We start from the raw sequence: 24,342 nt of genomic DNA on the forward strand, positions 1-24,342 counted from the left end.
TCAGGGGTGTGCGCGTGAAGGTCGTCTGTGTCGGAGGCGGGCCCGCGGGCCTGTACCTCGCCATCCTGCTCAAGCGGCAGAACCCGTCCCACACCGTCACCGTCCACGAACGCAACCCCGAGGGCTCCACCTACGGGTGGGGCGTCACGTACTGGCAGGGCCTGCTCGACACGCTCCGGGCGCACGACCCCGAGTCGGCGCGCGCGGTCGAGGAGCACTCGGTGCGCTGGAGCGACGGCGTCGCCCACGTCCGGGACCTGACCACGCGGCACCGCGGTGACCAGGGCTACGGCATCGGCCGCCACCGGCTGCTCGAGCTGCTCGCCGCCCGCGCCCGGTCCCTGGGCGTACGGCTGGAGTACGGCAGCGAGATCACTCGACCGCCCGCCGGCGCCGACCTCGTCGTGGCCGCCGACGGCGTGCACAGTGCCCTGCGCGGCCGGCACGCCGGGCACTTCGGCACCGAGATCACCGCCGGGCGCAACCACTACGCCTGGCTCGGCACCACCCGGGTCTTCGACGCCTTCACCTTCGCCTTCACCGAGACCGAACACGGCTGGATCTGGGCCTACGGCTACGGTTACAGCGGCGACCGCAGCACCTGCGTCGTCGAGTGCTCCCCGCAGACCTTCACCGGCCTCGGCCTGGACCGGGCGGACGAGGGCGAGGGGCTCGCGCTGCTGGAGAAGCTCTTCGCCGGTGTCCTCGACGGCCACCCCCTCATCAGCCGCTCCCCGGCCGCGGCCGGCGCCGGCTCCCCCTGGCTGAACTTCCGCACCCTCACCAACCGCCGCTGGCACCACGGCAACCTGGTCCTGATCGGCGACGCCGCCCACACCACCCACTACTCCATCGGCGCGGGCACGACCCTCGCCCTGGAGGACGCGATGTGCCTCGCCGCCGCCCTGCGCGAGCACCCCGCCCTGCCCCGGGCCCTCGCCGCCTACGAGCGGCGGCGCAGCACCGCCCTGCTCTCCGCGCAGAGCGCGGCCCGCTACAGCGCCCGGTGGTACGAGAACTTGCCCCGCTACATCAACCTGCCCCCGCACCGCATGTTCGCCCTGCTCGGCCAGCGCCACTCACCCCTGCTGCCGTACGTCCCCCCACAGCTGTACTACGGAATCGACAAGGCGGCCGACCGCCTGGAGGTGCTCCGCAGGCTCAAGCGCTGGCTCGGTCCCCGCGCCGCGCGCGCCCTGCACGCGCGCTCGTCGCGCGGGTGAGCGCCCGGTGGTGCGTTGGTGAATGGCCATTCACTCGATAAGGTGAATTGTCATTCACCTCCGTGCCGCCGCGCCGCCACCGTCCGCAGGAGTGCCCATGGACCAGCCCGCCCCGATACCCCAGCCGTCCGGCACCCCCGCCGGCGCGACCCGGTTGCGGGACCGTCTCACCATCCCGGTGCTGGCGTCGGGCGGCATCCTGATGGCCGTCATGCAGACCGTGGTCGTCCCGCTGCTGCCGGACCTGCCCCGGCTGACCGGGGCGTCGGCGGCCAGCGTCTCCTGGATGGTCACCGCGACCCTGCTCGCCGGCGCGGTGCTCACCCCGGTGCTCGGACGGGCGGGCGACATGTACGGCAAGCGCCGCGTGCTCACCGCCGCGCTCGCCCTGATGACCGTCGGCTCGGTGATGTGCGCGCTGTCCTCCGACATCGGCGTGCTCATCGCGGCCCGCGCGCTCCAGGGAGCCGCCGCGTCCGTCGTCCCGCTGTCGATCAGCATCCTGCGGGACGAACTGCCGCCCGAGCGCCGCGGGTCGGCCGTGGCGCTGATGAGTTCCACGGTCGGCATCGGCGCGGCCCTCGGCCTGCCGCTGGCCGCGCTGGTCGTCCAGTACGCCGACTGGCACACCATGTTCTGGCTGACCAGCGCCCTGGGCGCGCTCGGGGTGACGGCCACCTGGTGGGCGGTGAAGGAGTCGCCCGTGCGCGAGCCGGGCCGCTTCGACGTCCTCGGCGCGCTGGGGCTGGCCGCCGCCTTGGTGTGCCTGCTGCTCGGCGTCTCCCAGGGCGGCCAGTGGGGCTGGGGGAGCCCCCGGATCCTCGGGCTGTTCCTCGCGTCCGTCGTCGTGCTGGCCCTGTGGTGGCGGTGGCAGCTGCGCGTGCAGCGGCCGCTGGTCGACCTGCGCCTGGTCACCCGGCCGCGGGTCGGGCTGTCCCACGTGGCGGCCCTGCTGACCGGGTTCGCCTTCTACGCCAACACGCTCGTGACCGCCCAGCTGGTGCAGGCGCCGAAGGCCACCGGGTACGGCCTCGGGCTGTCGCTCGTGGCCACCGGTCTGTGCCTGCTCCCCAGCGGCGTCACCATGCTGCTCTTCTCGCCCCTGTCCGCCCGCATCTCGGCCTCCCGGGGCCCGCGCATCACCCTCGCCGTCGGTGCCGCCGTCATCGCCTGCGGTTACGTGCTCCGCATCGCCGACAGCCGCGACCTGTGGATGATCGTCCTGGGGGCCACGGTGGTGGCCACCGGCACCACCCTCGCCTACTCCGCGCTCCCCACCCTCATCCTGCGCGCCGTCCCGGCCGGGCAGACCGCCTCCTCCAACGGCGTCAACGTCCTGATGCGCACCATCGGGCAGGCCACCTCCAGCGCCGCCGTCGCCGCCGTGCTCGTGCACCACTCCAGCCCGGTCGGCGGCGTCCCGGTACCGACGCTGCGCGGCTACCTGCTGGCGTTCGCGATGGCGGGCGCGGTCGCCGTCGCGGCCTGCGCGGCGGCCCTGTCCATCCCGGGCGACGCCTCCTCCGACGGCACCCGGCGTCTGCGCGGGGCCGCCCGGGGCGCCCGCGACGAGGCGATGGAGGGAGCATGAGGGCCGTGAGCACCCCACCCGGCCCCCGGCCGGCGGCCCCCGGCGCCCCGGCCCCGGAACCCGCGCCCGGCACGGACGCCCCCGCACACCGCGATTCCGCCCCCGTGCCCGGCGGCGCCCCCGCAGACCGCGGGACGACCGGGGCCGCCGCTCCCGGCCGCCGGGACGCCGAGGCCACCAAGGCGGCCATCCTCAGGGCCGCCCGGTACTTCCTGGCCCGGCACGCGCACGCGGACATCACGCTCAGGGCGGTCGCCGAACGGGCCGGTGTCAGCCCGCCGCTGGTCCTGAAGTACTTCGGCAGCAGGGACGCCCTCTTCGCCCGCGTGATGTCCTTCGACACCGACGCGGACGAACTGCTGGCCGCACCCCTGGAGGACCTGGGCCGGCACATGGTCCGGCACGTCCTGACCAGCCAGCGCGACCGGGGTGCGGACCCGCTGCTGCGCATCGCCTTCGCCCCGCTGCACGGCGCGCACGGCGACGTCCTGCGCGCCAACTTCCGCGCCCAGGTGACCGACCGGCTCGCCGCCCGGCTCACCGGCCCGGAAGCGGCCCTGCGCGCCGAACTGGCCGTCGCCGCCCTGCTGGGCCTCGGCGTCATGTACGGCATCGCACGCGGACCCCGGTTGCGGGAGGCCGACGCGGAGGCTCTCGCCGACCGCTACGGGCCGCTCGTGCAGGCGCAGTTGACGCCCGGGCCTGACGCCCGGGCCTGACGCCCGGGCCTGACGCCCGGGCCTGACGCCCGGGCCTGACGCCCGGCGGCCGGCCGGCGCCCGCCGGTGACCTCCGGCACCGTGATCGCCCGGCCGGGCGGCCCGGGCACCGGGAGGGCCCGCCCCCCCGCACCGGGCGGGATGACACACTGACGCCATGGACGAACGCGTAATCGGCAGGTCGGGGCAGTGGGTATCCGTCGTCGGGCTCGGCACGTGGCAGTTGGGCGCCGACTGGGGCGACGTGGACGACACGGAGGCCCTGTCCGTACTGGAGGCGGCGGCCGAGTCGGGGGTCACCTTCTTCGACACCGCCGATGTCTACGGAGACGGGCGCAGCGAGCAGACCATCGCCACCTTCCTGCGCAGCCGGCCCGACCTGCACGTGCTGGTGGCCACCAAGATGGGCCGCCGGGTCGACCAGATCCCCGGGAACTACGTCCTGGACAACTTCCGGGCCTGGAACGACCGCTCCCGCCGCAACCTCGGCGTGGACCGCCTCGACCTGGTGCAGCTGCACTGCCCGCCCACCGCCGTCTACTCCTCCGACGAGGTGTTCGACGCCCTCGACACCCTGGTGGCCGAGGAGCGGATCGCCGCGTACGGCGTGAGCGTGGAGACCTGCGCCGAGGCGCTGGCGGCCATCGCCCGGCCGAACGTGGCGAGCGTGCAGATCATCCTCAACCCGTTCCGCATGAAGCCCCTGTACGAGGTGCTGCCGGCGGCCCGGGAGGCCGGCGTCGGCATCATCGCGCGCGTGCCCCTGGCCTCCGGCCTGCTGTCCGGCAAGTACACCGAGGACACGGTCTTCGCGGCCAACGACCACCGCACCTTCAACCGGCACGGGGAGGCCTTCGACCAGGGCGAGACCTTCGCCGGCGTCGACTACGCGACCGGCGTCGAGGCCGCCGCCGAGTTCGCCGCGCTCGCCCCCGAGGGTTACACGCCGGCCCAGCTGGCGCTGCGCTGGATCATCGAGCAGCCCGGCGTGACCACGGTCATCCCCGGCGCCCGCAACCCCGGGCAGGCCCGCGCCAACGCGGCCGCCGCCAAGCTGCCCGCGCCGCCCGGGCAGACCCTCACCGCGATCCGCGACGTGTACGAGCGCCGCGTCAAGGACCAGGTCGAACACCGCTGGTGAGCGCAGGGTGCGGCCGGGGCGGGCGCGCCACCGCCGGCGACCGTCCCCCGTTTGAACGAACGTGCGGGCGGTTACACGCACCGCATGACGCAGCAGGACACGCGCAGGGGGCGGAACGAGACCGCGGAGGAACGGGCCGACCGGATGTGGGGTGAACTCATCCAGGAGGTCCGGGTGGCCCAGACGGGCGTGCAGATCCTCTTCGGTTTCCTGTTGACGGTCGTCTTCCAGCCCAAGTACGCCCAGCTCGCCCAGGTGGACCAGGTGATCTACATCGTGACCGTGGTGCTGGGCGCGTGCGCCACCGGCGCCCTCATCGGCCCGGTCTCCCTGCACCGCCTGGTATCCGGCCGCAGGGTCAAACCGCAGGCGGTGCGGCTGGCGTCCCGGATGACGTTCGTCGGCCTGGTCCTGCTGCTCGCCACGATGACCTCGTCCCTGCTGCTGATCATGCGGGTGGCCACGCACGACGGCTACGTGCCCTACCTCGTCACGGCCGTCGTCGCCTGGTACCTGACCTGCTGGTACGGGCTGCCGCTGTGGGCCCGCCGCAAGTACAGCCGGTCGGGTGACTAGCGCTCCGGCCGCAACGGGTTCGCCGGACCGGACGATCAGGGCCGTGACGACGAGCGGCCGGCCTCCCCGTCGCAGGCCCCGTCCGCCACGGCCCTCGGCGCGTTCGCGCCGCCGGCGGACGGCTCCGGCGGCGCGGCGCACGGCGGGCACCCCGGACCCCCAGGGCCGGGTCCACCCGCGGAAGGGTGTGCCTGGACCTGTCCCAGGTGATCGTGGAGCATCCGGTCGTCGCCACGCAGCCGCGGCTCGGAACCGGCGGGGCCGGGATCACGGTGCCTCGCGACGCGGTCGTCGACGCCGAGAGCCTGCGCACGGGGTGGCGGGACCCGCGCTACGGGTCCCGCGGCGCTCCGGCCCCGGCGGGCCGAGGATCCGCATCCCCCGGACCATGGGGTCCGGACGACCGGGGGGATCCGCCACGCCCGGCGCCGGGGCTCCCCTGTCCCCGGACGGGACGGGCCCGGTCACCGCGTCTCCAGCGGTCGGACCGGACGTCACCGCGCGTCCGGTCGCCACGACCACCGGCCCGGCGAACCCGCGCGCTGACGGTACCCGCCGGCCGTGCGGGACGCCAGGGACGCCAGCTGACGGTCGTGCGCCCTGCTGAGCAGCAGCAGCGAGAGCACCGCGCCGACCAGCGCGCAGCACATGTCCCACTGGGTGTCCCACACATCGCCCTGGGTGGCGAGGAACGCGTCGGCGCCGTGTCCGGCGGTCTCGGCCGCCAGCCACTCCAGCAGCTCGAAGCAGGCGCTGAAGGCGAGGCAGGCGCACACGGTGAGCGGGGCGAGCCAGCGGCTGCCGCGCAGCGGCGAGGTGCGGGAGAGTAGTTCGCGCACGAGGACGGCGGGCACGAAGCCCTGCATCAGGTGCCCGAACCTGTCGTAGGGGTTGCGGGACAGACCGAGGGCGTCCCGCGCCCAGTCGCCCGCCGGCACCTGAGCGTACGTGTAGTGGCCGCCGATCGCGAGGACCAGCGCGTGCGCGGCCAGCAGCCCGCACAGCAGCCCCGTCAGCGGGAAGCGCCGCCAGGCCAGCACCGCCACGGGCAGCCCGGCCAGCGCCCAGAACGTCTCCAGGAACCAGGTCGTACGATCACGCGCGCCCCACGCCGACACGGCGAGGCCCACGGCCACCACGGCGGCGAACAGGGCGGGCGGCACGCGGCGCGGGACGGAATGCAGTGCGGTCATGCGGGGCTCCTCGGCCGTGCGGGTCTGCGGAGCCCTCATGCTGGTGCCGCCGGGCGGGCACGGGCATGAGTACCGCTACTCAGCCCGCGAGAGGATTTCCGCCAGGAACGCGTCCACGCGGACCTGCTCCCGGCCGGGGGGCACCAGCTCGCGGGTCTCGCGCAGGAACGCGGCGATCGCGGGCGCCCAGGCGGACACCACGGCGTGGTGCCGGCTCCCGTCGGGCCGGAAGTCCCCGAGGAACTCGATGCGCAGCTCACGCCACGGTCCGGTGGCGACCGGGCGCAGCCGCACGTCGCCGATGCCGACCGGCCTGGTCAGACCGTCCTGCAGCATCTCCCGGTCCAGCCGCCACTGGGCCAGCACGTGGCCGTCGTGGCCGAACACGGCGGTGACGGCGAACGGGTCGTCGGCGTCGTAACTCAGGTGGGCGAGCACGGGGCACCGTTCGGTGCCTTCCGCGCTCAGCTGCACCACCAGGGTCTTGTGCACGAGGGGGTTCACGCGAGGCCTCCGGGAACGTGGGCGTAGGGCGCTCTAATACCCCGGTACCGGCCAAGATGCTCCCTCGCGCGGCCGAATTTCGTTCCTGCCGGGACGATGCCCGCCGCCGGCGGTCAGTCGAGCGCCTCGCGCAGGGCGGGCAGCAGGGTCTTCGCCGACCAGTCCAGGAACTGCGGCTGCGAGTCGCCGCCGATCTGCACCAGCGCGATCTCGTCGAACCCCGCCTCGGCGTAGGGCCGCACGGCCTCGACGAAGGCGTCCGGGTCGTCGCCGCACGGGATGGCGGAGGCGACGTCGTCGGGGGTCACGAACCGGGTCGCCGCCTCGAAGGAGTCCGGGTGCGGCAGCTCGGCGTTCACCTTCCAGCCGAGGCCGAACCAGCGGAACTGGGCGTGCGCCCGTTTGACGGCCGTGTCCCGGTCGGTGTCGTAGCACACCGGCAGCTGGCCCACGCGGGGCTTGCCCGTGCCGCCGTGCCGGTCGAAGGACTCCAGCAGCCCCGCCTTCGGCTCGGTGGCGATGACCAGGTCCGCCAGCTTCCCGGCGAGCGCGCAGGACCGTTCGCCGGAGACGGCGATACCGATCGGCACGGGCTGGTCCGGCAGGTCCCACAACCGGGCCGACTCCACGTCGTAGTGCGTGCCGTGGTGGGTGACGTGCCCGCCGTCGAACAGCGCGCGGATGATCTCCACCGCCTCCTCGAGCATCTCGTGGCGCACGTCCACCGGGGGCCAGCCGCCGCCCACCACGTGCTCGTTGAGGTTCTCACCGGCGCCCAGCCCGAGCCGGAACCTGCCCTCGGACAGCAACTGCATGGTCGCCGCCTTCTGCGCCACCACCGCCGGGTGGTAGCGGACCAGGGGACAGGTCACGTACGTCATCAGCGGAATCCGCGAGGTGGCCTGCGCGGCGGCGCCCAGCACGCTCCACGCGTAGGGCGCGTGGCCCTGGGAGCGCAGCCAGGGGAAGTAGTGGTCCGAGGTCACCGAGAAGTCGAAGCCCGCCTCCTCGGCCCGCACCACGTGGTCGACGAGGTCACGGGGACCGGCCTGCTCGGTCATCATCGTGTATCCGATTTGCACCATACCGAGCGGGTCCCCGGACTTCCGCCCGGAAAACGGCCGCGGGAGGGGTCCGGCCCTCCGGTCCCCGGACGGCGGCCGCCGCGGGTCCGGTTCCGCGTCGTCGCGCGCCCCGGGGCGGACCGGGCGGTCAGACCGGCAGCCGGAGGCGGCCGGCCCAGCCGAGGAGTTCCCCCGGGGTCACGTTGCCCCCGCACACCACGAGTCCCAGCCGTGCGGTGCCGCCGACCCGTTCCACCACCTGCCGGGCGGCCGGCAGCAGACAGCCGGCGGCGGGCTCCGCCCACAGCTTGGCGTGCACGGCGAGGTCCAGGCACCCCTGAACCGCCTCCCGGTCCGGCACCACCAGGACCTCCTCGACGAGCGCGGACGCGTGGTCGTACGTCAGCCGGGAAACGGACGGGGCGCTGAGCGTGCTGACCAGTGAGGACACCGGCACGGGCACCGGCCCGCCCGCCGCGAGCGCCGCCGACATGGCCTCGGCGCCCCGCGTCTCCACGCCCCACACCCGCACGCCCGGGCGCCGGGCGCGCAGCGCCGCCGCCACCCCGGCGATCAGCCCCCCGCCGCCGACGCTGACCACCACGTCCGTCAGCTCGCCGGCGTCCTGCGCCAGCTCCAGCCCCACACCGCCCTGCCCGGCGATCACGACCGGATCGTCGAACGGGTGGACCAGGGTCAGTCCCTCGTCCCGCAACTCGGCCACCAGCGCGAAGGCCCGGTCCATGCCGTCGGTCAGGCGCAGCGCCGCCCCGGCCCGCTCGGCCAGCTCCAGCGAACGCGCCGGCGCGGTGCGCGGCATGACCACGGTCGCCTTCACGCCGAGGGCCGCCGCCATCGCCGCGACGGCGACGCCGTGGTTGCCGCCGCTGACCGCCACCACGCCGGCCGCCCGCTCGGCCCCGCTCAGCGACAGCAGCTTCGCCGCCGCTCCGCGCGCCTTGAACGACCCGGTGTGCTGGAGCAGTTCGAGCTTGACCGTGACCGGCACGCCGAGCAGCGCGCTCAGGCCGGGGCTCGGCGTGGTGGGCGTGCGCACCACGTGTGCGGCGATCCGCCGCGCGGCCGCTTCGATGTCCGGGATGCCGATCAGGTTGGTCACGGTGGTCCGTCCCTTCCGGCGCGGGGGCTGGGAACCGCGTCTGCGGCACCCTGACCCGCCGGGGCGGGTGAGGTCAACACGCTTTCGAAGCGCGGCCCGCGGCAGCGTCCGCGGGGCACCGGCGGGCCGCCGGTGCCCCGCGGACGCGATGCTCACAGATCGCGGCCCACCAGGTGGTCGACCAGGCACCGCAGCTCGGCGGCGGCCCCGCCGGCCGACGGCAGCCCCGCGAGCAGCGCCCGTGCCCCGGCCGTGTGGCGGCGGGCCTCGGCCACTGCCGCCGCACGGCCGCCCGCCGCCTCGACCAGCGCGGCCGCCTCCACGGCCCGCCCCGGGGAGTCCAGGAGGGCGGGCAGGTGGCGGGCCCCGGGGGAGTCGAGCGCGGCCAGGACCGGGAAGGTCTTCTTGCGCTCGCGCAGATCACCGCCGACGGGCTTGCCGGTGACGGCCGGGTCGCCCCACAGCCCCAGCACGTCGTCGACCAATTGGAAGGCGACGCCCAGCTGCCGCCCCGCCCGGTCCAGCGCGGTGACCACCGGCTCGGGCGCCCCGCCCAGCGCGGCTCCCAGCGCGGCGGCGCAACCCAGCAGCGAGCCCGTCTTGCGCCGGGCCATCGCCCGGTACTCCGCCGGCGTCACCCGTTGCGGTCCGCTCCACGGCCGGGCCGCGAACAGCAGGTCGTCGGCCTGCCCGCGCACCAGGTCGGCCAGTGCCGAGGACAGCAGCCGCAGGGCGCCGGGACCTCCGGGCGCGGCCGTGAGCGCCTCCACGGCCAGTGCGAACAGGGCGTCACCGGCGAGGACCGCCGGGCCGGTGCCGTAGGCCTTCCAGACCGCGGGGCGGCGGCGCCGGATCGCGTCGCCGTCCATGACGTCGTCGTGGAGCAGGGAGAAGGCGTGCACCAGTTCCACGGCGACCGCCGCCGGAACGCCGGCCCGCCCGTCGGCGCCCGCCGCCTCGGCGCCGAGCACCGCCAGCGCCTGCCGTACGCCCTTGCCGCCGGGCGCGGTGGCGGGCGTGCCGCCGACCTCGCACCAGCCGAAGGAGTACGCGGCCATCTCGGCCAGCCACGGGTGCAGCCGTCCCACCGCGTCCACCAGGGCCGGGCGGACCAGTTCGCGGCAACGGGAGAGGACGTCGGAAGCGGAGGGCGGCGCCTGCACCGCCCGCGGCGGCGCGGTCACCGGGCGGCCTCCTGGTCGAGACCGAACTCCCGCTGCGCCCGGGTGACCATCTCCCGCGCGTGCCGCAGTCCGCCGCGCTCCAGTATGCGCGCCAGCTCGGCGAGTTCGGCCGCGGTCTCGGCGCGGTCGCGGCCCAGCCGGGCCCGTGACTTGGCGAGGCCGAGTCGGGCCAGTGCCTCGCCGCGCGGCTCGCTCATCGCCCGGAACTCCGCCAGCGCCAGTTCGTACAGGTCCCGGGCCTCGGCGTACCGGCCGGCGCGGTAGAGGACGTTGCCGCGCATCTTGTGGTTGTAGGCGAGCGCGCTGGACAGGTGCATGTCCCGGCAGGTGGCCTCCGCCCGGGACAGCAGTTCCAGTGCCTGCTCGGTGTCCCCGTCCCGCACGGACAGCACGTCGGCGAGCCCGCGCAGCGCCCAGGCGTGGCCGCGCCGGTCGTCGGCCCGCTCGGCGGTCAGGGCGGCCTCTTCGAAGAGGGCGTGGGCCCGGTCGTAGTCGCCGGTATTGCGGTACATCTGCGCGATGCCCTCCAGCGCCCACACCGTGTGCCGGGCCTCGCCGCGCCGACGGGCCTCGGCCAGCAGCTGTTCGTGCAGCCCGCCCACCGCCTCGTAGTCGCCCTGGATGCGCCCGGTCTCCGCCAGGCCCGCCAGCGAGTAGCCGCGGACCACGACGTCACCGCCCTGTTCGCCGAGTTCGGCCGCCAGGGACAGGAGCCGCCGGGCCAGCGGGAAGGCCCCGCGCTGCCGGGCGAGGGTGCCTCCGCTCCACAGCGCCCACGCCCTCGCGGCCGTGTCACCGGCCTTGCGGGCGGCCCGGTAACTCGCCTTCCAGGCCCGGTCCGCCTCCCGCACCTGGCCGAGCCGCCGGTGCGCCTCGGCCACGGCGAGCCCGCAGCGGGCCACCTCGCCGGGCCGCCCGGAGAGTTCGGCCTCGCGCAGCCGTTCGGTGCCCTCGCTGAGCACGTCGACCAGCGAGGAGTTCACGGACAGGGTGGTCAGGGCGCCCTGGTACTCCGGGGCGAAAGCCTTGCGGTACATGCGAGCCTTTCTATACACGACGTGTATACACAATGTGTATAGTGCGCCGAAAATGTGCCCCGGCCCACGGGCCAGGGCTTGGTCTGCCATGGGTCAAGACGCCGGTGCGGCGCGCCGGGTTGCCCGTGAGGCGCGGATCACTCCCCGCGGCGCGTCAGTGCTGCTGCGCCTTCTGCGGCGTCGCCTCGCTCGGCCGCACCACGACGAACCCCTCGCCCTGCAACATCAGTTGGACGGCCTCCCCGGAACCGCCGCGCAGCATCGAGCCGATGGACTGGGAGCGGTGCAGCGAGGTCTGCATCTGCGTGGTCCAGCCGACCACCGCGTCGGTGTCGACGTACACCGGGTGCTGCGCCGTGACCGGGATGACCAGCGGGTTGCCCTCGCAGACCAGGCCGAGCCGGCCCTGCCCGCCGAACACGCTGTTGAACAGGCCGCCCCCGGCTATGCCCGAGCCCTTCACCGTCCTGATCCCGTACGACAGCGTCGGGTCGAAGCACAGGACGTTGCGGCCGTTGACGGTGAACTGGTCGCCGGGCTCCACCTCGACGACGAAACAGTTCTGCGCCTCGTGCGCGAACCAGGCCTCGCCCCGTCCGCGCACCGCCATCAACGGCAGCCCCTCGCCGGTGACCGCGCGCTTGAGCATGCCGCCCACGCCCTGGCCCTTGCGCTCGAACCGGAGGTCGCCCCGGTGGGCGATCATCGCGCCCTGGCGGGCGTACATCTCGCCGTCCACCGCGTACCTGACGCACCTGGCGTTCTCGACGGACATGCCCGGTGCCGCGGCCGGCCGCACCACGTGCTCGCTGGAAAAGAGGTCACCCTTCATGCGGGCAGGGTGTCCCGGACGGTGCCGTTCCGCCAAGATCACGGAACGTGCCGCCCCGTCCGCCGTGGCGGTCGGGCGGCCGCCGCGGGGTTCCGCGCCCCCGTCCACGGGCGCGGAACCCCGCCGGCTCCCCCCGTGCGCGCGTTCCCCGGTGCGACATCGGTCACATCCCGGCCCGGAACCCGGGGAGCCCGGACGGCGTCTTCACAGCCGGTACACAGGTGATCGTCTTTTGATCACTCTGCGGCGTGCATTTGTAAAGGATTGTCATAGAAGTTTGCGTAATGGGCCATTCCGGCTTTACGTGCTCATGACTAATCCGCAAGGGTTCCCCCGGGGCCCGAACAGCCCCTTTGGCGCCCAACGGCGCCATGTCTCAAGGCGGTTGGTCATCCCGGCCGTCTTCGAACGAAGGAACCCCCATCAGTGCGTAGACCGCACATACGCAGCGTGGCGGTCGCCGTCGCAGTGACGACGGCTGCCACGGGCCTGGCCGGCACGGCTTTCGCAGGTTCCGCCACGGGGACGGAGCGGACCGCCGCGCCCGCCGCCACGACGGCCGCGGCGGTGGTGGAGGCGGCGCGCACCGCGGCCCTCGCCCACACCGCCGCGACCGGAGTCTCGCCGGGCGACGAACTCCACGCCCGGGACGTCCTGATCGACCCCGAGGGGGCGCGCCACGTCCGCTTCGCCCGCAGCCACGACGGCCTGCCGGTCCTCGGCGGCGACCTCGTCGTCCACCTGAACCGGCAGCTGGCCTACACGGGTGCCACCCGTGCGACCGGCCACGCCGTCGAACCCGCCGCCGGGCGGGCCGTGCTGACCGCGCGGCAGGCCGCCGCCCGGGCCGCCGGGGCCGCCCGGGGCGACGCGGGCGGCGCCGAACCGGTGGTGGACGCCCGCGCGGGCACCGCCGCCCTCGCCTACCGGGTGACGGTGACCACCGGCGCCACCTCCCGCACGGTCGTCGTCGACGCCGTCAGCGGCGCGGTGCGCAGCAACACGCCCGACGCGGAGGGATTCGTGTCGCCGAAGCTGCTCGGCACGCTGCGCGGGCGCGGCGAGAGCGCCGACCCGGCCACCGGCGTCGGCACCCCCACCGGCGCCGGACTGTCCGGCCCGGGTGCCTTCGGTGTCACGCACTACCCGGCGACCGCGCACGGCACCGGCAGGACCCTCTTCGTGGGCAGTGTCGGCCTGACCACCACGGCGACCTCGCGCGGGCACTACCAGCTCAAGGACCCGAGCCGGTACGGCACCGAGACGCGCGACGCCAAGGGCGGGTACACCGAGAGCTTCGGGGCGGGCACGAAGTTCACCAACACCACCGACGTGTGGGGCAACGGCAGGACCACCAGCCGGGTCAGCGTCGCCGCCGACGCCCAGTACGGCGTCACCAAGACCCTGGACTTCTACAGGAAGACCTTCGGCCGCAAGGGCATCGCCGGCAACTCCAAGGCCGCCCGCGCGATGGTCCACTGGGGCAGCAAGGTCGGCAACGCCTTCTGGGACCCGGCCTGCGCCTGCATGCTCTACGGCGACGGCGACGGCCGGACGTTCAGGAAACCGCTCGTCGTCCTCGACGTCACCGGTCACGAACTGACCCACGGCGTGGTCGAGTCGACCGCCGCGCTGGAGCCGACCTTCGTCGACGAGGACGGCAACCAGTACGGCGAGCCGGGCTCGCTGAACGAGTCGCTCGCGGACATCTTCGGCTCCGGCGTGGAGTTCTACGCCGGCAACACGAAGGACGCGCCGGACTACCTGATCGGTGAGAAGCTGGGCCTGGCCCAGAAGTTCCTGCGCCGCCTGGACCGCCCCTCGCTCGACAAGCTCGAGGGCACGGTCGACTACTGGTCGCCGGACACGTACTACACCGAGGTGCACGCCGGTTCCGGTGTCTCCTCGCACGCCTACTACCTCCTCGCCGAGGGCAGCGGCAAGAAGAGGATCGGCGGCGTGGCCTACGACTCGCCGACCTACGACGGGTCCGCGGTCAAGGGCATCGGCCGCACCAGGGCCACGGCCGTCTTCTACCGCGCGCTGACCCGCTACATGGTCTCCACGACCGACTTCCACGGCGCGCGCGTCGCGACGCTGAAGGCGGCCAAGGACCTGTACGGCGCCACCAGCACCGAGTACAAGGCGGTGGACAGGGCGTGGGCCGCGGTCAACGTGACCGCCGCCAACACGCCGGCCGCCCGCCACTGAGGGACGGCAGCACACCGGCACACCGGACGCCCCGCCCCGTGCGGGGCGTCCGGTGTGCCGGGCTCCGCGTCCCCGCGGTGCCTTCGCGCACCCGGCCCCGGCGGCCCGTTCCTCGGGCCGGAAGCCGGGGCGCAGCCGGTCCTTGACCGCCTTCCCCCCGGGTACGGGGTACGAGGAGCGGTCCCGGCGGCCGGTCCGGAGCGCGCCGGCCGCCGGACCCGTCGCCGGCGTCACCGGCCACCACTCACCCGGGTGCCGGGCCCACCGGCGTCCGGGTGCCACGGGACCGGCGGCATCGGTGATCAACTGTTCCCACAGCAAGGACGGCACCGCGGTCCGGCGAAGACGTCGCCCGGCGGCGGGGAGGAAGAGGAGGCCCACGCATGACACGCCCGATCACGGCAGGGGTGGACGGTACCGGGGAGAGCCTGGCCGCGCTGGACTGGGCCGCCCGGGAGGCCGTACGGCGAAAGCTGCCGCTGCGCGTGGTGCACGCGTGGCGCTACGAGGAGTCGCTCGCCGGGGCCGACCGCGACACCCAGCACGGCTGGGTGTCGCGCGGGGTGGCGGACGCCGTGCACGCCGTGCGCGGACGGCACCCCGGCCTGACGGTCACGGCCGACGTGGCCGAGGACGGGGCCGTGGAGGCACTGGCCGGGGCCGCGGCGGACGCCGAGATGCTGGTGCTCGGCTCGCGCGGGCACGGGCCGGTGCTCGGGTTCCTGCTGGGCTCGGTCGGCCGGCAGGTGATCGCGGAAACCCGCCGGCCGGTGGTCCTGGTGCGTGCCGGGGACCGGCCCCCGGCCGAGGCCGCCGGACGGGACGTCGTGGTCGGCCAGCACGGCGGCCCCGGGGACAGCGCGGAGGCGCTGTGCTTCGCGTTCGAGACGGCCGCGGCCCGGGGCGCCGCCGTCCGGGCCGTCCGCGCCTGGGAGCTGCCCCCGGTCTTCGCCTACAGTCCGGGCTCCCTCAAGCTGCTCGACGACGCGGGGGGCCTGGAGCCGCACGAGAAGCGGGCGCTGGCCGAGGCGCTCGCACCGTGGCGCGAGCGCTTCCCGCAGGTGCCCGTGGCCGAGCACGTGGAGATGGGCAGCGCGGGACAGGTGCTGCTCGCGGCGGCCGGCCGGGCCCAGCTGGTGGTCGTCGGCCGCCGCGCCCACCGCACGGCCGTCGGCGCCCGCATCGGCTCGGTCGCCCACGGGGTGCTGCACCACGCCCGGTGCCCGGTGGCCGTGGTCCCGCACGCGTGACCTACTCGGACTCGGCCGGCTCCAGCGCCGCACGGGCCCGGGGCAGGACGTTGGCGATGTAGTCCCGGACCGCCGCGTCCAGGCCCGTGTCTCGCCGCGCCCGCTCGGACAGGTACCAGCGGTGCTCCAGGAGCTCGTGGTAGATCTCGGCCGGATCCATGGAACCGCGCAGCTCCGGCGGCACCGCGCGCACGGTGGGCCGGAAGACGTCCCGGACCCAGCGGTGCGCCAGCACCTCGGGACGGGCGGCGAGGGGATCGCCGGGGGCGTGGTCGTCCTGGGTGGCCATCCAGGATTCCAGGTCGTTGAGCAGCCGCCGGGCCTGGTTCTCCTCGGCGTCCAGACCGGTCAGCCGCAGCAGCTGGCGCTGGTGGTGGCCCGCGTCGACGACCTTGGGCACGAAGGTGACCGTGTCGCCGTCGGCGGAGTGCTCGATCTGCATCTCGGCCACGTCGAAGCCGAGGTCGTTCAGACGGCGTATCCGGCGTTCCATGTAGTGGTACTTGTCCGCCGGGTACACCGAGGTGCGGGTCAGCTCCTGCCACAGGCCGCCGTAGCGGGCGCAGATCTCGTGCCCGAACGCGACCGGTTCGACCGAGGGGTGCAGCGCGCCGGAGGCCTCCAGGTCCAGCAGCTCGCCGCTGATGTTCACGCGGGCCAGGTCGAGGTCGTACTCCCGCTGCCCCGGGCTGAGCCGGGGGTGCAGTTCACCGGTCTCGGCGTCCACCAGGTACGCGGCGTAGGCGCCCGCGTCGCGCCGGAAGAGCGTGTTGGACAGCGAGCAGTCGCCCCACGCGAACCCGGCCAGGTGCAGGCGCACCAGCAGCACCGCGAGGGCGTCCATCAGACGGTGCATGGTCGCCGGGCGCATCGTCGTCTCGAACATGGAGCGGTACGGCATCGAGCCGCGCAGGTGCCGGGTGACCAGCACGGGCTCCAGCGGGGCGCCGGCCCGGTCGGTGCGGCCGGTGACCACGGCGAGCGGGTCCACGGCGGGGATGCCGATCCGGTCCAGGTCGCGCAGCAGCCCGTACTCGCGCAGCGCGGGCCGTTCCGCCAGCTCCTTGACGGCGATCACCTCGTCACCGGCGCGCGCGTAGCGCACGACGTGCCGGGAGATGCCGCGGGGGAGCGGCACGAGGTGTTCCCCGGACCACTCCTCCAGGGGGACGTTCCAGGGCAGTTCGAGCAGGAGCGCGGGGTGCTCCGGGTTCGTGGCGCTGATCTGCAAGGCCATGGGACGAACCCTAAGGCAGTGGCCGCCCGGCTAGAGCGCCCGCTCCCTCGCCTGCGCGGCGGCGGCGCGCACGGAGCCCCGGTGCAACGGGCCGTGGCCGGGCAGCAGGACGTCGCCGTCGAGTGCCCCGATCAGCTCCAGCGAGGCCACGGTCCGCCCGCGCTCGTGGTGGAAGAAGTCCGGGAGCAGCTGGGGGCCCCGCAACCGCGCGGTCGCGTGACCGCTGACCAGGGCGTCACCGGAGATCACGGCCCCGATCCCGGGCAGGTGGTAGGCGCAGTGGCCGTCGGTGTGGCCGGGGGTGTGCACGGGGACCGGGTGCCCGGGCAGGTCGAGCGGGCCGTCCTGGGGGAACGGCTCGGGGTCGGTGACGGGGTGGTGCTCGGTGCCGCCCACCCGCAGCACGTGCGCCGCCCACCGGACGACACCCGGCCGCCAGGCGTTGCGCACCACGTCCGCGATGGTGGCCTGCTGGAGGAACTCCCGGCGCGCGTGCGGGACCTCCGCCGGGTGCAGGTAGACCGGGGTGCCGTGGGCCGCGCGCAGGTACTCGGCCGAGCCCAGGTGGTCGTTGTGCGCGTGGGTGATGAGCACGGCGGCGACCGCCTGGGGCGAACTGCCCACCGCGGCCAGTGAGTCGAGGACGCCTTCGCGGTCCCCCGGGTACCCGGTGTCCACCAGGGTGACGGCGTCGCCCTCCTTGAGGATCACCCAGTTGGTGTGGTGGCCGTGCACCAGATAGGTGCCGTCGGCGACTTGGTGCACCTCTGCCCGCATGATCTCCCCGGCTCCCGAACGTCCGATCGTCGGGTACAGCCAATCAGATGGCCCACGGGCGGCCGCAAGGGGTCCGCCGGACGAGCCGGCGGAGAGGTCGCGGCCGCCCGTGTCCTCGTGGCCGCCCGCCCGACCGGGTCGCCGTGCCGGGCGCCGCCCCGGCCGTCGCGGTGGGGACACGGCCCGATGGGGGCGACGGCTCGCCCGGCTCCCGGCGCAGCGCCGGGACAGGGCCTCGCGGGCCCCGGGCGGGGCGAGTGCGCGCCGCCGTGGAAGGCGGGCGGACGCGGTACGGCCACCCCGTCGGTCCGGTTCCGGGGACAGGTCTCCCTCCGGCCCTCCTGCGCCTCCCCGCTCCGGACCTTTCGATACAGCGGTGTACCGGATACATTCCCGTATCGAAACGGGCCGACGACGCGGACGAGGGGTGGTGCCGCCGGTGGAGACGGCCAAGCGGGTCACCCGGCGCCGGGTCCGCACCCGGGCGCGGCTGCTCGACGCCGCCTTCGAGGTGTTCGCCGCCAAGGGCTTCGGACGGGTCTCCATCGAGCAGGTCTGCGAGGCCGCCGGCTACAGCCGGGGCGCCTTCTACTCCAACTTCGCCACCCTGGACGAGCTGTTCTTCGCCCTCTACCGGGAGCGTGCCGACCTCCTCGCCGGCCAGGTGGCCGAGGCCCTCGCCCAGGACGGACCCGGCCTCGACGTGCCCGCCTCCGTGGACCGGGTCACCGAGGCGCTGCTGCTCGACGTGGACTGGTTGCTGGTGAAGACCGACTTCCTGGTGCACGCGGCCCGCGACCCGGCCGTCGCCCGGACCCTGCTGGAGCACCGCGCCCGGCTCCGGGAGGCCATCGCCGGCCGGCTCGGCCGGGCCCGGGGCCGCACCGCCCCGCCCGCCGTCCTCGGCGGTGCCGACGGCGCCGCCCGGGCCGTGGTCGCGGCCTACGACGGCGTGACCACCCAGCTGCTGCTGGACAAGGACGTGGACGCCGCCCGTAGCTGGCTGAAACAACTGCTCACTGCCCTGCTGACCGGCGGCGGCACCCCTGACGAGTCGTAGACGGAAGGAACCGGACGCCATGGACGCGGACGCCATCATCGTCGGAGCGGGTCTCGCCGGCCTGGTCGCGGCCCACGAACTCACCAGCCGGGGCCGGCGGGTGGCCCTGGTCGACCAGGAGAACGCCGCCAACCTCGGCGGCCAGGCGTACTGGTCCTTCGGCGGGCTCTTCCTCGTCGACTCCCCGGAGCAGCGCCGCCTGGGCGTCAAGGACTCCTTCGACCTCGCCTGGAACGACTGGCAGGGCAGCGCCGGCTTCGACCGGACCGAGGACGAGGACTCCTGGGCGGTGCGCTGGGCGCGCGCCTACGTCGAGTTCGCGGCCGGCGAGAAGCGGTCCTGGCTGCGCGGCCACGGCATCGAGCTGCTGCCCACCGTCGGCTGGGCCGAGCGCGGCGACCTGCGGGCGGGCGGGCACGGCAACTCCGTGCCCCGCTTCCACATCGCCTGGGGCACCGGCACCGGCGTGGTCGGCCCCTTCGTGCGCCGCGCCCGCCAGGCCGCCCGGGACGGGCTGCTCACCTTCCACCACCGCCACCGCGTGGACGAGCTGGTCGTCGAGGGCGGCACGGTGCGCGGGGTGCGCGGCACCGTCCTCGTCCCCGACGACGCGCCGCGCGGCGCCGCCTCCAGCCGCGAGCGCGCCGGCGACTTCGAACTCACCGCCCAGGCGGTGATCGTCACCAGCGGCGGGATCGGCGCCGACCACGACATCGTCCGCCGCCACTGGCCCGAGCGGCTCGGCACGCCCCCCGCCGAGATGGTCACCGGCGTTCCCGCCTACGTCGACGGCCGCATGCTCGACATCAGCGCCGGGGCCGGCGTGCGCCTGGTCAACCGGGACCGCATGTGGCACTACACCGAGGGCCTGCGGAACTGGGACCCCGTCTGGGCCGGGCACGGCATCCGCATCCTGCCCGGACCGTCCTCCCTGTGGCTGGACGCCCTCGGCCGCCGCCTGCCCGACCCGTGCCTGCCCGGCTACGACACCCTCGGAACCCTCAAGCACCTGCGCACCACCGAGGACATCGCCGGGTACGACCACTCCTGGTTCATCCTCAACCGGAAGATCATCGAGAAGGAGTTCGCGCTCTCCGGCTCCGAGCAGAACCCCGACATCACGGCCAAGGACCGCAAGGCCGTGCTGCGCGACCGGCTGCTCGGCAAGGGGGCTCCCGCGCCGGTGCGGGCCTTCCTCGACAAGGGCGCGGACTTCGTCACCGCGTCCACCCCGGAACGCCTGGTGGACAGGATGAACGGCCTGACGGACGAGCCGCTGCTGGACCCGGCCGCGGTGCGCCGCCAGATCGAGGCCCGCGACCTGCAGATCGCCAACCCGTACAGCAAGGACTCTCAGATCCAGGGCATCCGCAACGCCCGCCGCTACATCGGCGACCGCCTCGGCCGGGTCGCCGCCCCGCACCGCATCCTCGACCCGGCCGCCGGCCCCCTGATCGGCGTCCGGCTGCACATCCTGACCCGCAAGACCCTCGGCGGCATCCAGACCGACCTCGACTCCCGCGCCCTGGGCACCGACGGCAGGCCCGTCGCCGGGCTGTACGCGGCGGGCGAGGTGGCCGGGTTCGGCGGCGGCGGCGTCCACGGCTACAACGCCCTGGAGGGCACCTTCCTCGGGGGCTGCCTGTTCTCGGGCCGGGCGGCGGGCCGGGCGGCGGCGCGGCAGACGGGCTGACGTCAGCCCGTGCCCCGCAGCAGTTCCGCCAGCACCGAGGCGTGGCTGCGCCCGGGCGTCCTGGACGCCGTCAGCAGGGTCACCCGGCCCCGGCGCGCCGAGGCCCGCAGGCCGTCGAGCGGTTCGGCGGCCCGCGCAGCGGCCAGTTCGGCCCGGTAGCGGCGCCGGAACTCCCCGTAGGAGCCCTCCGCACCGTGGAACCACCTGCGCAGTCCGGTCGACGGCGCGAGCCCCTTCGGCCACTCGTCCACCCGGGCCTCCTCCTTGGACAGCCCGCGCGGCCAGAGCCGGTCCACCAGCACGCGCAGTCCGTCGTCCGGTTCGGGCGGGTCGTAGATCCGGCGCACGCGCACGCTCACGGTCGGGCCCCTCGTCGGAAGTTCGCGGACGGTGCCGCGAGCGTACGTCCGGCGGCTCGCCCCGCCGGAAAGTGACGCGGCGCGAGTTGACCTGAATGAGGGGAGAACAGGCCACTCGTGCTTCTAGTCTGTGGGCGAAACGACCAGAAGCGATCATTCCGTCATCCTTCGAGGAGCGCCCGTGACGCCACCGCCCCGGCAGCCCGCCCGACGACGCACCACCGTCCCGCGCCGCGAGGCCGTCCTCGCCGCCGTCCCCGTCGCCGTCGCGGCACTGCTCGGGGCCGCGGGGCCCACGGCGACCGGCACCACCGGCGCGCCCGGCGCCGGCGACCCCTACTTCCCGCTCAGCGGCAACGGCGGCTACCACGTGAGCCACTACGACCTGACGCTCCGTTACGACACCGCCTCCCGGCACCTGGACGGCAAGGCCGTCCTCACCGCCCGCGCCACCCAGCGGCTCGGCCGCTTCGACCTCGACCTCGAGGGCCTGGAGGTCACCGGCGTCACCGTCGACCGCACCGCCGCCCGCTTCCGCCGCAACGGCCAGGAACTCGTCGTCACCCCCCGCCACACCCTGGGCGCGGGCCGGGAGTTCCGCGTCACCGTCGCCTACGCGGGCACCCCGACGCCGGTCACCGACCCGGACGGCTCGGCCGACGGCTGGATCCCCACCGACGACGGGGCGTTCGTCGCCGGGGAGCCGCAGGGCGCGATGACCTGGTTCCCGGCGAACGGCCACCCCGGGGACAAGGCGTCGTACGACATCACCATCACCGTCCCCGAGGGCCGCACCGCCGTGGCCAACGGTGTCCTGCGCGGGCGGCACACCGCGCACGGCCGCACCACCTTCCGCTGGCACCAGGCCGAACCGATGGCCGCCTACCTGGCCACCGCCACCGTCGGCAGGTTCCGGACGGAGTCCTACACCACCGCCGACGGCATCCGGGTCTACAACGCCGTCGACGCGCGGGAGGCGGCCGCCGCGGCCCCGGTGCTGAAGAAGCTGCCCTCCGTCCTCGCCTGGGAGAGCGGGCTGTTCGGCCCGTACCCGTTCCGCGCCGCCGGGTCGGTCGTCGACCACGCCCCGGACGTCGGCTACGCCCTGGAGACCCAGACCCGGCCCGTCTACGACTCCGCGCCCGACCTCGGCACCCTCGTCCACGAGAACGCCCACCAGTGGTTCGGCGACTCCGTCTCGCTGACCTCCTGGCAGGACATCTGGCTCAACGAGGGCTTCGCGACCTACGCCGAGTGGCTGTACAGCGAGCAGCACGGCGGTGACAGCGCCCAGAAGACCTTCGACGCCCTCTACGCCCGCCCCGCGGACGACGGGTTGTGGGCCTACCCGCCCGCCGACCCGGGCAGCGGCGCCCGTATCTTCGGCACCCCCGTCTACGCCCGCGGCGCCATGGCCCTGCACGAGCTGCGCACGGCCGTCGGCGACCGGACCTTCTTCCGCGTCCTGCGGGCCTGGGCGGCCGGACACCGCGCCGGGCACGGTACGACGGCCCAGTTCGTGCGGCTCGCCGAACGGCGGTCGGGAAAGGACTTGACGGGGCTGTTCCGCACCTGGCTCCGCACCAAGGGCAAGCCGGGCGGCGCCTGAGCCCGTCCGGTGCGGTGCGCCGGCCCCGCGAAGCCCGGGACGCCGGCCCGATTCCCGGGGCGTGGCGCGGGTACTCCGGTTCGCGCGAGACAGCAGTGGAGGAGGCGTCGTCATGAGTGCACCGCAGGGCCTGCCCGTCGTGTCCGGGCTCGCCGATCTGGCCCGCTTGGTGGAGCGGCGGCAAGGGCTGTACGTGCGCTGGTCCAAGGGGCCCGGGACCGACCTCGGCAAGGTGTCCAGCACGGACGAGCTCACCGGCGTCCCCATGCCGGGGCTGTCCGCCAACCCCCTCGACGTCGAGGAGTGGTGGGAGGGCCGGTCCGTGGAACTGTGGGTGGCCCGCCGTCTGTACGACTACGCGCACCTGCCGCACGAGAAGGGCCCCGGCGTGCGTCCCTGGGTCCTGCGCGGGCGCGAGACGGGCCGGGGCCCCGACAACGAGCCGCTCGTGGTGGACGTGGAGCCGGTGTGCTGGATCGCGGACGAGGTGATCCGCGCGGCCCGGGCGGCGGTGGCCCGGCAGGAACGCGACTGGGGGACCCTGCGCCGTTCCGGCCGCTGAGTCCCCCGGGTCCCGCCGCTCGTGTCCGGGCTCAGCCCGAGCGCGGACGCGAGCTGGCGCGACGCCGCAGCGTCCGCCGTTCCGTCTCGGTCGTCCCGCCCCAGACACCGATGGTCTGCCCCGTGTCCAGCGCCCAGTCCAGGCACTGCTCACGTACCGGACAGCGTCCGCACACCGCCTTGGCCTGCTGGGCCTGGACCTGCGCCGGCCCGGTGGTGCCGATGGGGAAGAACAGGTCGGGATCCTCATGACGGCACGCGGCATGTTCGCGCCAGTTGTCCATTCGAAGTCTCCTGCGTTCGTCGTCGTCCGTACCTGCCGAATGCGTTCCTCGGTTGCGGGTGACCGGCCCCGGGCGCATGAAACAGGGGGAACCGGCACGGGAACGGCGGGCGACGACGGGAGGCGGCGGGAAACGGGCGACGGTGGCGGCCGCCGCGGCCGCCGACCGCGGCGCCCGGGGGCTCAGCGGCGCAGGGCCCCGGCGGCCGTGACCGCCACCGCCTCGGCCACGGCCGCCAGCGCGGGGGAGTCGAGTTTCCACTGCTGCCAGTACAGCGAGAGGTCGGTCCACAGGCGAGGGGCGAGGGGCACGAGCCGGCCGGCGCGCAGCAGCGGGCGGGCCTGGGCCTCGGGGACCAGGCCCCAGCCGAGCCCCGCGGCCACCGCCTCCACGAACCCCTCCGAGGTGGGCACCTGGTGCCGCAGCGGGCCGGCGCCGTCACGGCCCAGCCGCCGTACGAAGCCGTCCTGGAAGTCGTCCTTGCGGTCGAAGACCACGACCGGAGCCCCGGTCAGGACGTCCCGCAGGGGCCCGTCCAGGTACCGCTCGGCGAACCCGGGCGCGGCCACCGGCAGGTAGCGCATCCGGCCGAGCGGACGGACCGAGCAGCCGGGCACCGGGCCGGGGGAGGAGGTCACCGCCGCCATCACCAGCCCCTCCCGCAGCAGCGCCGCCGTGTGGTCCTCGTCCTCCCGGTGCAGTTCGAAGCAGAGTCCCGGCACCCGGGTCAGCGCCCCGAGGAACCAGGTCGCCAGCGAGTCCGCGTTCACCGCCACCGACACCCGCGTCGGCTCCCCGGCGCCGCTCAGCCCGAGCTCCCCGCGCGCCTCCCGTTCCAGCCGGGCCAGCTGCCGGGCGTAGCGCACCAGGACCGCGCCGGACTCGGTGGGCCGCACCGGCTTGGTGCGCTGCAGCAGCACCCGGCCGGTGCGCTGCTCCAGCGCCCTGATCCGCTGGCTGACCGCCGACGGCGTGACGTGGAGGACCGCCGCCGCCGCGTCGAACGTGCCTTCGTCCACCACGGTGAGCAGTGTGCGGACCTGGTCCAGGGGAAGCTCCGGCATCACATCGGCTAACGATACGTAAGAATCATTAGCTGTACGCCCGGTCGGCCGTC

23 protein-coding genes are annotated in these 24,342 nt (G+C 74.7%); 11 read left to right on the forward strand and 12 right to left on the reverse strand.

Annotated features, from left to right (window positions below):
* The first annotated feature begins 14 nt into the window (after window positions 1–14).
* From QQY24_RS28465 to QQY24_RS28485, 5 genes are all read left to right on the forward strand, one after another.
* Window positions 15–1,223, forward strand: a complete 1,209-nt coding sequence (locus QQY24_RS28465) for an FAD-dependent monooxygenase (protein ID WP_301975577.1) — start codon at window positions 15–17, stop codon at window positions 1,221–1,223.
* Between the two features lie 97 nt (window positions 1,224–1,320).
* The gene (locus QQY24_RS28470) at window positions 1,321–2,814 is read left to right on the forward strand and encodes an MFS transporter (RefSeq protein ID WP_301975578.1); all 1,494 of its coding nucleotides are present in this window, start codon (window positions 1,321–1,323) and stop codon (window positions 2,812–2,814) included.
* A gap of 104 nt (window positions 2,815–2,918) precedes the next feature.
* A complete protein-coding gene (locus tag QQY24_RS28475; RefSeq protein ID WP_301976377.1) occupies window positions 2,919–3,533 on the forward strand; it encodes a TetR family transcriptional regulator in 615 nt (204 codons plus the stop codon).
* A 157-nt stretch (window positions 3,534–3,690) separates the two neighbouring features.
* On the forward strand, window positions 3,691–4,674 hold the full coding sequence (locus QQY24_RS28480) for an aldo/keto reductase (protein WP_301975579.1): 984 nt from the start codon (window positions 3,691–3,693) through the stop codon (window positions 4,672–4,674).
* 84 nt (window positions 4,675–4,758) lie between these two features.
* The gene (locus QQY24_RS28485; RefSeq protein ID WP_301975580.1) at window positions 4,759–5,250 is read left to right on the forward strand and encodes a DUF6328 family protein; all 492 of its coding nucleotides are present in this window, start codon (window positions 4,759–4,761) and stop codon (window positions 5,248–5,250) included.
* Between the two features lie 494 nt (window positions 5,251–5,744).
* On the opposite strand, the gene QQY24_RS28495 is transcribed toward QQY24_RS28485, so the two are convergent.
* The 7 genes from QQY24_RS28495 to QQY24_RS28525 form a co-directional block, all read right to left on the reverse strand.
* Window positions 5,745–6,443 carry a DUF2238 domain-containing protein gene (locus tag QQY24_RS28495; protein WP_301975581.1) on the reverse strand — a complete coding sequence of 233 codons (699 nt, stop codon included), beginning with the start codon at window positions 6,441–6,443 and terminating at the stop codon, window positions 5,745–5,747.
* A 75-nt stretch (window positions 6,444–6,518) separates the two neighbouring features.
* Window positions 6,519–6,947, reverse strand: coding sequence for an SsgA family sporulation/cell division regulator (locus QQY24_RS28500; RefSeq protein ID WP_301975582.1), 429 nt, complete (start codon window positions 6,945–6,947; stop codon window positions 6,519–6,521).
* Window positions 6,948–7,060: 113 nt separating this feature from the next.
* Window positions 7,061–8,032, reverse strand: a complete 972-nt coding sequence (locus QQY24_RS28505; protein ID WP_301975583.1) for an LLM class F420-dependent oxidoreductase — start codon at window positions 8,030–8,032, stop codon at window positions 7,061–7,063.
* A 127-nt stretch (window positions 8,033–8,159) separates the two neighbouring features.
* Complete coding sequence (locus QQY24_RS28510) at window positions 8,160–9,122, reverse strand: pyridoxal-phosphate dependent enzyme (protein WP_301976378.1); 963 nt, start codon at window positions 9,120–9,122, stop codon at window positions 8,160–8,162.
* 161 nt (window positions 9,123–9,283) lie between these two features.
* A complete protein-coding gene (locus QQY24_RS28515; protein ID WP_301975584.1) occupies window positions 9,284–10,315 on the reverse strand; it encodes a polyprenyl synthetase family protein in 1,032 nt (343 codons plus the stop codon).
* Window positions 10,312–11,352, reverse strand: coding sequence for a tetratricopeptide repeat protein (locus QQY24_RS28520; RefSeq protein ID WP_301975585.1), 1,041 nt, complete (start codon window positions 11,350–11,352; stop codon window positions 10,312–10,314). The genes QQY24_RS28515 and QQY24_RS28520 overlap by 4 nt, the downstream gene beginning before the upstream one ends.
* A gap of 154 nt (window positions 11,353–11,506) precedes the next feature.
* Window positions 11,507–12,184 carry an AIM24 family protein gene (locus QQY24_RS28525; protein ID WP_301975586.1) on the reverse strand — a complete coding sequence of 226 codons (678 nt, stop codon included), beginning with the start codon at window positions 12,182–12,184 and terminating at the stop codon, window positions 11,507–11,509.
* Between the two features lie 426 nt (window positions 12,185–12,610).
* On the opposite strand from QQY24_RS28525, the gene QQY24_RS28530 reads away from it, so the two are divergent.
* Both QQY24_RS28530 and QQY24_RS28535 read left to right on the forward strand, forming a co-directional pair.
* Window positions 12,611–14,395 (forward strand): M4 family metallopeptidase, encoded by a 1,785-nt coding sequence (locus tag QQY24_RS28530; protein WP_301975587.1) that lies wholly within the window; start codon window positions 12,611–12,613, stop codon window positions 14,393–14,395.
* 383 nt (window positions 14,396–14,778) lie between these two features.
* Window positions 14,779–15,645: a universal stress protein gene (locus QQY24_RS28535; RefSeq protein ID WP_301975588.1), complete on the forward strand. Its 867-nt coding sequence runs from the start codon at window positions 14,779–14,781 to the stop codon at window positions 15,643–15,645.
* A gap of 1 nt (window position 15,646) precedes the next feature.
* On the opposite strand, the gene QQY24_RS28540 is transcribed toward QQY24_RS28535, so the two are convergent.
* Both QQY24_RS28540 and QQY24_RS28545 read right to left on the reverse strand, forming a co-directional pair.
* Window positions 15,647–16,882 carry a DUF4032 domain-containing protein gene (locus QQY24_RS28540; RefSeq protein WP_301975589.1) on the reverse strand — a complete coding sequence of 412 codons (1,236 nt, stop codon included), beginning with the start codon at window positions 16,880–16,882 and terminating at the stop codon, window positions 15,647–15,649.
* Between the two features lie 30 nt (window positions 16,883–16,912).
* On the reverse strand, window positions 16,913–17,659 hold the full coding sequence (locus QQY24_RS28545) for an MBL fold metallo-hydrolase (protein ID WP_301975590.1): 747 nt from the start codon (window positions 17,657–17,659) through the stop codon (window positions 16,913–16,915).
* 439 nt (window positions 17,660–18,098) lie between these two features.
* Here QQY24_RS28545 and QQY24_RS28550 point away from each other — a divergent pair, with 439 nt between their 5' ends.
* Both QQY24_RS28550 and QQY24_RS28555 read left to right on the forward strand, forming a co-directional pair.
* Window positions 18,099–18,719: a TetR/AcrR family transcriptional regulator gene (locus QQY24_RS28550; protein ID WP_301975591.1), complete on the forward strand. Its 621-nt coding sequence runs from the start codon at window positions 18,099–18,101 to the stop codon at window positions 18,717–18,719.
* A 19-nt stretch (window positions 18,720–18,738) separates the two neighbouring features.
* Window positions 18,739–20,412, forward strand: a complete 1,674-nt coding sequence (locus QQY24_RS28555) for an FAD-binding dehydrogenase (RefSeq protein ID WP_301975592.1) — start codon at window positions 18,739–18,741, stop codon at window positions 20,410–20,412.
* 2 nt (window positions 20,413–20,414) lie between these two features.
* Here QQY24_RS28555 and QQY24_RS28560 read toward each other — a convergent pair whose 3' ends face one another.
* The gene (locus tag QQY24_RS28560; RefSeq protein ID WP_301975593.1) at window positions 20,415–20,771 is read right to left on the reverse strand and encodes a DUF488 domain-containing protein; all 357 of its coding nucleotides are present in this window, start codon (window positions 20,769–20,771) and stop codon (window positions 20,415–20,417) included.
* Between the two features lie 181 nt (window positions 20,772–20,952).
* Between QQY24_RS28560 and QQY24_RS28565 the strand changes: the two genes are divergently transcribed.
* Both QQY24_RS28565 and QQY24_RS28570 read left to right on the forward strand, forming a co-directional pair.
* Complete coding sequence (locus QQY24_RS28565) at window positions 20,953–22,380, forward strand: M1 family metallopeptidase (protein WP_301975594.1); 1,428 nt, start codon at window positions 20,953–20,955, stop codon at window positions 22,378–22,380.
* 112 nt (window positions 22,381–22,492) lie between these two features.
* A complete protein-coding gene (locus QQY24_RS28570) occupies window positions 22,493–22,942 on the forward strand; it encodes a DUF6098 family protein (RefSeq protein ID WP_301975595.1) in 450 nt (149 codons plus the stop codon).
* A gap of 31 nt (window positions 22,943–22,973) precedes the next feature.
* On the opposite strand, the gene QQY24_RS28575 is transcribed toward QQY24_RS28570, so the two are convergent.
* Together QQY24_RS28575 and QQY24_RS28580 are read right to left on the reverse strand one after the other, a co-directional pair.
* Window positions 22,974–23,225 carry a WhiB family transcriptional regulator gene (locus tag QQY24_RS28575; RefSeq protein ID WP_301975596.1) on the reverse strand — a complete coding sequence of 84 codons (252 nt, stop codon included), beginning with the start codon at window positions 23,223–23,225 and terminating at the stop codon, window positions 22,974–22,976.
* A gap of 182 nt (window positions 23,226–23,407) precedes the next feature.
* Window positions 23,408–24,289 carry a LysR family transcriptional regulator ArgP gene (locus QQY24_RS28580; protein ID WP_301975597.1) on the reverse strand — a complete coding sequence of 294 codons (882 nt, stop codon included), beginning with the start codon at window positions 24,287–24,289 and terminating at the stop codon, window positions 23,408–23,410.
* Between the last annotated feature and the right edge of the window lie 53 nt (window positions 24,290–24,342).

The sequence above is a fragment of the Streptomyces sp. TG1A-8 genome (genome assembly GCF_030499535.1).
In the GTDB taxonomy this organism is placed as follows: Bacteria; Actinomycetota; Actinomycetes; order Streptomycetales; family Streptomycetaceae; genus Streptomyces.

What these genes read in the sequence shown, in the direction of transcription:
- QQY24_RS28535 (WP_301975588.1), top strand. Translation starts at nt 14,779, where the DNA reads ATGACACGCCCGATCACGGCAGGGGTGGACGGTACCGGGGAGAGCCTG.
- QQY24_RS28580 (WP_301975597.1), bottom strand. Translation starts at nt 24,289, where the DNA reads ATGCCGGAGCTTCCCCTGGACCAGGTCCGCACACTGCTCACCGTGGTG.
- QQY24_RS28470 (WP_301975578.1), top strand. Translation starts at nt 1,321, where the DNA reads ATGGACCAGCCCGCCCCGATACCCCAGCCGTCCGGCACCCCCGCCGGC.
- QQY24_RS28540 (WP_301975589.1), bottom strand. Translation starts at nt 16,882, where the DNA reads ATGGCCTTGCAGATCAGCGCCACGAACCCGGAGCACCCCGCGCTCCTG.
- QQY24_RS28520 (WP_301975585.1), bottom strand. Translation starts at nt 11,352, where the DNA reads ATGTACCGCAAGGCTTTCGCCCCGGAGTACCAGGGCGCCCTGACCACC.
- QQY24_RS28555 (WP_301975592.1), top strand. Translation starts at nt 18,739, where the DNA reads ATGGACGCGGACGCCATCATCGTCGGAGCGGGTCTCGCCGGCCTGGTC.
- QQY24_RS28505 (WP_301975583.1), bottom strand. Translation starts at nt 8,032, where the DNA reads ATGGTGCAAATCGGATACACGATGATGACCGAGCAGGCCGGTCCCCGT.
- QQY24_RS28525 (WP_301975586.1), bottom strand. Translation starts at nt 12,184, where the DNA reads ATGAAGGGTGACCTCTTTTCCAGCGAGCACGTGGTGCGGCCGGCCGCG.
- QQY24_RS28485 (WP_301975580.1), top strand. Translation starts at nt 4,759, where the DNA reads ATGACGCAGCAGGACACGCGCAGGGGGCGGAACGAGACCGCGGAGGAA.
- QQY24_RS28570 (WP_301975595.1), top strand. Translation starts at nt 22,493, where the DNA reads ATGAGTGCACCGCAGGGCCTGCCCGTCGTGTCCGGGCTCGCCGATCTG.
- QQY24_RS28545 (WP_301975590.1), bottom strand. Translation starts at nt 17,659, where the DNA reads ATGCGGGCAGAGGTGCACCAAGTCGCCGACGGCACCTATCTGGTGCAC.
- QQY24_RS28575 (WP_301975596.1), bottom strand. Translation starts at nt 23,225, where the DNA reads ATGGACAACTGGCGCGAACATGCCGCGTGCCGTCATGAGGATCCCGAC.
- QQY24_RS28480 (WP_301975579.1), top strand. Translation starts at nt 3,691, where the DNA reads ATGGACGAACGCGTAATCGGCAGGTCGGGGCAGTGGGTATCCGTCGTC.
- QQY24_RS28495 (WP_301975581.1), bottom strand. Translation starts at nt 6,443, where the DNA reads ATGACCGCACTGCATTCCGTCCCGCGCCGCGTGCCGCCCGCCCTGTTC.